The organism is Rhizobacter sp. (genome assembly GCF_031412075.1).
In the GTDB taxonomy this organism is placed as follows: domain Bacteria; phylum Pseudomonadota; class Gammaproteobacteria; order Burkholderiales; family Burkholderiaceae_C; genus Rhizobacter.
Genome location: NZ_JANOCG010000281.1, coordinates 1 through 6,674, shown reverse-complemented (window position 1 = coordinate 6,674; position 6,674 = coordinate 1). Strand labels below are relative to the sequence as shown.

The window sequence follows — 6,674 nt, the reverse complement described above, 5'->3', positions numbered from 1 at the left end:
ACTTCCGACGAGAAGCCGTTGAGCTGGTCGACCATCGTGTTGATGGTTTCCTTCAGCTCGAGAATCTCGCCCTTCACGTCCACCGTGATCTTGCGGCTGAGGTCGCCCCGCGCCACCGCGGTGGTGACGGTTGCGATGTTGCGCACCTGGGCCGTGAGGTTGGTGGCCATGGCGTTGACCGAGTCGGTCAGGTCTTTCCAGGTGCCGGCCACGCCGGGCACCACGGCCTGGCCGCCCAGGCGCCCGTCGGTGCCGACCTCGCGCGCCACGCGGGTGACCTCCGATGCAAACGAGCGCAGCTGGTCGACCATCGTGTTGGTGGCTTCCTTCAGCTGAAGGATCTCGCCGCGCACGTCCACCGTGATCTTTTTGGACAGGTCGCCGTTGGCCACGGCAATCGTCACGTCGGCGATGTTGCGCACCTGCGCCGTCAGGTTGCCGGCCATCTGGTTGACGGAATCGGTGAGTTCCTTCCACACGCCCGAGACGCCCTTGACCTGCGACTGGCCGCCGAGCTTGCCTTCGGTGCCGACCTCGCGCGCGACGCGCGTCACCTCCGAGGTGAACACCGAGAGCTGCTCGATCATCGAATTCACGAGCTTGGCCGAGCGCAGGAATTCGCCCTTCAGCGCGCGCCCGTCGACTTCGAGCTCCATCGACTGCCCGAGGTCGCCCTTGGCGACCGCGCCGATGGTGCGTGCGATTTCCGTCGTCGGTCGCACCAGGTCGTCAATGAGGGTGTTGAGCGAATCCACCGTCGAGGCCCAGCCGCCCACCGCGCCGGGCAGCGACATGCGCTGCTTCAGCCGCCCTTCCTTGCCCACGCTGGTGCTCAGCCGCGACACCTCGCGCGAGATGCGCTCGTCGTGCGCCAGTGCGGCATTGAAGGCCTCGGCGATGCGCGCCTCGGTGCCGTCCCAGTCCAGCGGCAGCCGCACCGTGAAATCGCCATCGCGAAAAGCCGTGATCGCGGCGAGCATCTGCCGCATGCGGTTCTCGGCATGCGCACGTTCGGCGCGCAGCAGGCTCATCTCCTGGTCGCAGTGGGCACGCGGCGCGGGGGCCGGTGGCGGCGCGAACGAAGTGGCTTGAGACATGGTCGCGGGGTTCTCCATCAAGGCCTGGCTTCGAGGCGAAACGGTGCGATGCGGTGTCGGCCCGGAAGGTGCGGCATGGGCGGTGAAACTGCGGCCACAGTTGCGCGCCGTCGGGCGGCTATCTATCTGGCATCGAGCACCCGACTACGGCCCCGATGCCGGCGGACTGGCATGGTCGGCCAGGCGGGCCACCGCGCGCAATAAATCATCGGGCGGCATCGGCTTGATCAGGTGCATCTGGAAGCCCGCCGCCGCGCTGCGCTCGCGGTCGACAGGCCGTGTGTAAGCGGTGAAAGCGGCCGCGGGCGTCTGGCCGCCGTCCGCCTGGGGCAGCCTGCGCACGGCGCGCAGCAGGTCGTGGCCGTCGGCCACGGCCATGCCGATGTCGCTGAGCAGCACGTCGGGGTGCAGCTGCTGCACCAGGGCCAGGCCCGCCGCCGCGCTGGCCGCGGTGTGCACTTCGGCACCGGCGTCACGCAGCACGCGCGCGGTGACTTCGCGCGCATCGTCTTCGTCATCCACCAGCAACACGCGGGTGCCGGCGAGGCTGGGCGGCGGCTCGGCGGCCGCGCCTTCATCCGTACCCACTCCATGCGCCACGGCACGGGCGCCGGCGGCGGCAGCTGGCAGGATGATGGTGAACGTGGCGCCCAGGCCCGGCCCCAGGCTCTCGGCGCTGATGCTGCCGCCATGCAGCGCGACGATGTGGCGCGCCATCGCCAGCCCCAGACCCAGGCCGCCGTGGCGCCGCGTGGTGGTGGCGTCCTGCTGCTGGAAGCGTTCGAACACCTGCGGCAGGAAGGCGGGCTCGATGCCATGCCCGGTGTCGGCGAGCTCGACGCGCACGCTGCTGCCGGCCTTCCGCAACGTGACCGTGATCTGCCCGCCCGCGGGGGTGAACTTGATGGCGTTGCCGAGCAACTTGCTCAGCACCTGGTGCAGGCGCAGCGCGTCGCCCATCACCGTCGCCGGCTCAGCGCCGAAGAAGGCACGCAGGCCCACGCCCTTGGCGCTGGCCGCCGGCAGCGCCGCGTCAACCGCGGCGGCCACCACGCTTTCTATACCGATGCACTGTAGGCCCAACTGCAGGTGGCCGGCCTCCAGGCGGTTCATGTCCAGCAGGTCTTCGATCAGCTGCACCTGCGCGCGGGCATTGCGCGAGATGGCGGTGAGGCCGTGGCGCAGCGCCTCGGGCCCGGCACCGCCGCGCTCCAGCACCTGCGCCCAGCCGAGGATGGCCGAGAGCGGCGTGCGCAGTTCGTGCGAGATGGTCGCGAGGAACTCGTCTTTGGCGTGGCTGACGCGCTCGGCTTCGGCACGCGCGGCCTGCGCGCTGCGCAGCACCTCCTCGCGCTCACGCTCCAGCCGCTTGCGCGCGCTGATATCGCGTGTGAGCTTCAGGTAGCCCCACAACTCGCCGCGCGGGCTGCGCAGCGGCGTCAGCACCACGGCGGCGTCGAAATTGCTGCCGTCCTTGCGCCGGCGCAGCCCCTCGCCAGTGAACTCACCGGTGGCATCGGCCTGCGCCATTTCGTAGGCCGGCAGGCCGGCCGCCCGGTCAGCGGCGGTGAACAAGGCCTCGAACGGCATGCCGATGGCTTCTTCGGCGGTGTAGCCCTTCATCAACGCCGCGGCTGCGTGCCAGGTCTGGATACGGCCTTGTGGGCTCAGGGTGTAGATGGCGTAGTCGCGCACGCCGTCCAGCAGTGCGCGGCGCTCGGCGTTGCGGTGCTCGAGCACGGTTTCGACCAGCCGAAGGTCGCGCCCTGTGCGCCCGAGGCCCAGGCCCAGGCCATCGCGCAGGTCGTCGAACACCGCCACCCAGCCCACCACCCCAGCCGTCATGCGCACCGGCGCCACCAGGCAGCGCAAGGGCACGTCGTGCAATGTGTCGGGCTGCGTCACCCAAAGGTCGGCCTCGAAGGTGTCGCCGGTCAGGGCCCGGGCGAACGGAGACTCGGTGGCCAAGAGCGTCGGTCCGTTGCGATCGCGCCGCAAGCGGAAGCGGGCCAGAAAGTCGGCGCTGCCACCCCGCAGCTGCTGGGCAGAGGCAGCGCCCAGCAGACGCAGTGCGGCCGCGTTGCAGCGCTGGAAACCGTTTGCGTCCCCCACGCAGATGCCTTCACCCACGGCCTCCATGGTCGTGCTGAAAACGGCTTCACATCGTCCCGCAGCGGCGTTGGGTGGCAACGGCTCTGCAGGGGGGTGGTGAAGAGCCGGGGGCACCATGCACCCAGTCGGCAAACGGCATGCCCGAGGCGAACCGAACACGCGCTCTGCGCGGGCAGACGCCACCCGCTCGCCCGCCCGGGGCGGGAGGTCAGCGCACGGCGTGGACGAACGGTGTGTGTCTTTTACCGATCGCCACCCGAATCTTCCAGTTCCACCAGCACGTCTTCCTTGCGCAACGCCATCTGCTCGCCCAAGTCGCCGAGGTCGATGCCCGTGCTGCGCATCCGCGGGAAGAGATCGTTCTCTTCCTGCTGCACGTGGTGCTCCACCGCCTGCTGAAGCAGCTCAACGGTTTCGTCGTACTGGGCGTCGCTGGGCGACATCGCGCGCAACTGGCCCATCAGTTCCTTGGCATCGGCGTGCTCTTGGGCGGCCTCGTCGAGCAGGCTCTCGTCGCTGACCGCTGCACGCGCGGCGGGGTAGAAGATCTCTTCTTCCACCTGGGCGTGTGCCGTGAGGGCCTGGCAGATCTCCTCGACGATCTCGGCGCGCTGGTCGATGTCGTCACCGCCCCGCGACACCAGCTGGGTGTACTCGGCGAAGAGGTCTTTCACCTCGGCGTGGTCGGCCCTGAGAAATGCAATTGCATCGATGTCGGCGTCGTCCCGGGCGGGCTGTGCGCCCAGTGGCGAACGGCCTTGGGGAGAAAAGTCGGTGGTCATGGCGGCATCCCTTCACAAGACAGGCTGGGCGGTTGCCCGGCGGGCCGTGAGAGCGGCAATCTGGGTTCCCGCCGCCATGGGCGCCGCTTTTGTCGCGCCATTGGCGGGCGCTGCCAATGGCGTTGGAGCCCTGCGCTGGCGAGAATGAACCAACGGCATACGCAACAAACCATGGCCTCCCACCTGTCTGCACCCCAGAAACGCAGCCCACATTCGGGCCTTTTGGCAAAACCTGCGCCGTTAGTTCGGTTTCAGGGCTACACGCCCGATCTCTTCGACGAAGCCCCTTGCAGCCCCGCGCCCTACCGCCAAGCGCTGGCCGGGTGGCTGGCGGAGGCCGGCCGCGCCGGCCGCATCCGGCGCGTGGGTTCTGCCGCTGTCTACGAGCACATCTGGAGCGCGCTGAGCACCTGGGCGGTGGCGCAGGGCATCGCCCTGGACGACTTCACCGCCAGCGACCTGGACAGCTATCTGCGCTCACGCGCGCACGCCGACGAGTTGTCGCCGCGCTACGCCTGGCGCACGGTGTGGCTGGTCGGTCGCCTGCTGGGCTTCCATGCCCGGGCGCAGGGACGGGCGGCCAACCCGGCAGCGCTGGAGTTTCTGGAGCGCCGGCCCGACATCCGCTTTGCCAACGCCGCGCACCGCGACGGCCTGCCCGCCTTCCTGGACGCGGCCACGGCGCGCCGCCTGGTGGCCTTGCTGTCGGCGGTGCGGCCGGGGCGTGGTGCAGCGGGCCAGGCCTGGCAGGAAGTGCGCAACCGCGCCTGCGTCGGCCTGATGCTGGGCGCCGGCCTCACCCCCGGCGAGGCGCGGGCGCTGAAGCTGGAAGACGTGGTCAGCGAAGGCGGCCGCCGCGCCGGCACGCCGTGGAAGCTGCGCGTGTGCCGCAGTGCCAGCGCGCCCGCGCGCGAAACCCCGCTGGCGCCGTGGGCGGGCCAGCTGCTGCGCCACTGGCTGGACGTGCGGCGCCAGCAGGGCCTGCCCGGCGACTGGCTGTTCCCGTCCACCAAATCCACCGGCAGACAGTGGGGCAAGGTGTCCCAATACACCGCCACGCTGGAAGTGTTGGCGGCTGCCGGCGTGGACGCCGAGGGCGGTGGCAGTTTCAAGCTGCGCCACACCTTCGCGCTGCGCCAGCTGCGCCGCGGCACGCCTGCGGCCGATGTCGAGCGCTGGCTGGGTGTCAGCGACCCCGCCGTAATGGCGCGCTACCGGCGCGTGGTGATGGCGCCCGAAGCCGTGGTCTGAGTCGGCGCTGGCACAAGCTGCGCCGAAAGCCGCCTTCATTCGGGTGGGGCGCCGGCTTCCCGCGCAAGGCGCAACAGCGCGTCGCGTTGCTTCTCGGCAGCCACCGCCGCGGTGTCTTCCGTCACGGCGCAGAACAGGCCGCCGACCGAACCGTCTTCGGTGTAGATCGGGCTGTACGACCAGGTGAAGAAGGCTTCTTCGGGCCAGCCGTTGCGCTTCACCATCAGGCGCACGCGCTCGTTCCAGCTCGCGCGGCCCTCTTCGAGCACCGCGGCCACCTCGGGCGCCAGCACCTCCCACAGGTCGTCCCAGCTGGCGCGTGCCGGCCGCCCGAAGGCGTGGGGGTGCAGGCGGCCCAACATCGGGATGTAGGCGTCGTTGTAGAGGTTGACCAGCTGGGGCCCCCACCAGACGAACATCGGAAAGCGCGAGTTCATGCAGATGCTGACCGCGACGCGCAGGCTCTGCGGCCAGCCCGCCACGGCGCCCAGCGGCGTGGTGGCCCAGTCCGTCTGACGAAACAGCCGCCCCGACTCGCTGTCGGGCAAGGACTCTGGGCCCGACACCGGCACCAGGAACAGCGGGTCGTCGACCGTCGCCGTCTTGCGCCTGCGCACCGTCGGCGCCTGCGCAGAGGCCGTGGCGCGGCGGTCGCGCGGCAGGCGCACCGTGAAAGTGGTGGCCGCCGCGTCGGACGTGGCCTCGATGCTGCCGCCGTGCGCCTTGGCAATCTCGCGGCAGATGTACAGGCCCAGGCCGAGGCTTGAATCACCGCCCATCACTGCCGGCGGGCTGCCGCGCTGCAAGGGATCGAAAACCCGGCGCAGCGTGCTGGCTTCGATGCTCGGGCCCTGGTTGCTCACGGCCAGCTCGATCGCGTCGGCCTGGCCGTTCAGCGTGACGACCACGGGCGTGGTGTCGTGGCCGTACTTGCAGGCATTCGACACCAGATTGCCCAGCACGCGGCGCAGACGCTTGCCATCGAACACCCCTTGCAGATTGCCTTGGGTGCGCAGCTCGATCTGCCGGCCCGGCATCGCCGCGCGCTGCTGGTCCAGCTCGGCCATGCACTCGGGGCCCAGGTCCACGGGCACCGGCGTGATCTCGATGACGAGGCCGAGCTGGGCGCGGTTGAAATCCAGGAAATCGTCGAGCAGGCTCTTGAGCTGCCCGGCGCTGTTCATCAGCCGCCGGGCCGCGGCCGTCACCTCAGGGCCGGCTTCCAGGCGGCACAGCAAGGCGCCGGTGGTCAGGACCACCTGAACCGGTGTGCGCATATCGTGCCCAAGCACGCCCGCAAACAGCCTTCGCGCCGCGTCCACTTCTTCCGTGAAGGCGGCGACCGATTCGGCCAGGGCCTGATCGATGGCCTGGTTGAACAGGATCGAGTCTTGCAGGTCGATCGGGGCGGGTGCTAGTCGCGCAGCCCACA

5 protein-coding genes are annotated in these 6,674 nt (G+C 70.0%); 1 reads left to right on the top strand and 4 read right to left on the bottom strand.

Features of this window, described 5'->3' with window-relative positions; translation table 11 throughout:
• The 3 genes from RMO40_RS10140 to RMO40_RS10130 all read right to left on the bottom strand — a co-directional run.
• A partial coding sequence (locus RMO40_RS10140; RefSeq protein ID WP_489660137.1) for a HAMP domain-containing protein occupies positions 1-1,097 on the bottom strand: 1,097 nt, incomplete at its 3' end.
• 144 nt (positions 1,098-1,241) lie between these two features.
• On the bottom strand, positions 1,242-3,236 hold the full coding sequence (locus RMO40_RS10135) for an ATP-binding protein (RefSeq protein ID WP_309720087.1): 1,995 nt from the start codon (positions 3,234-3,236) through the stop codon (positions 1,242-1,244).
• 215 nt (positions 3,237-3,451) lie between these two features.
• Positions 3,452-3,991, bottom strand: coding sequence for a hemerythrin domain-containing protein (locus RMO40_RS10130; protein WP_309720084.1), 540 nt, complete (start codon positions 3,989-3,991; stop codon positions 3,452-3,454).
• Between the two features lie 171 nt (positions 3,992-4,162).
• Between RMO40_RS10130 and RMO40_RS10125 the strand changes: the two genes are divergently transcribed.
• Entirely contained in the window at positions 4,163-5,242 is a 1,080-nt protein-coding gene (locus tag RMO40_RS10125; RefSeq protein ID WP_309720081.1) for a tyrosine-type recombinase/integrase, read from the top strand.
• A gap of 35 nt (positions 5,243-5,277) precedes the next feature.
• On the opposite strand, the gene RMO40_RS10120 is transcribed toward RMO40_RS10125, so the two are convergent.
• A partial coding sequence (locus tag RMO40_RS10120; protein ID WP_309720079.1) for an ATP-binding protein occupies positions 5,278-6,674 on the bottom strand: 1,397 nt, incomplete at its 5' end.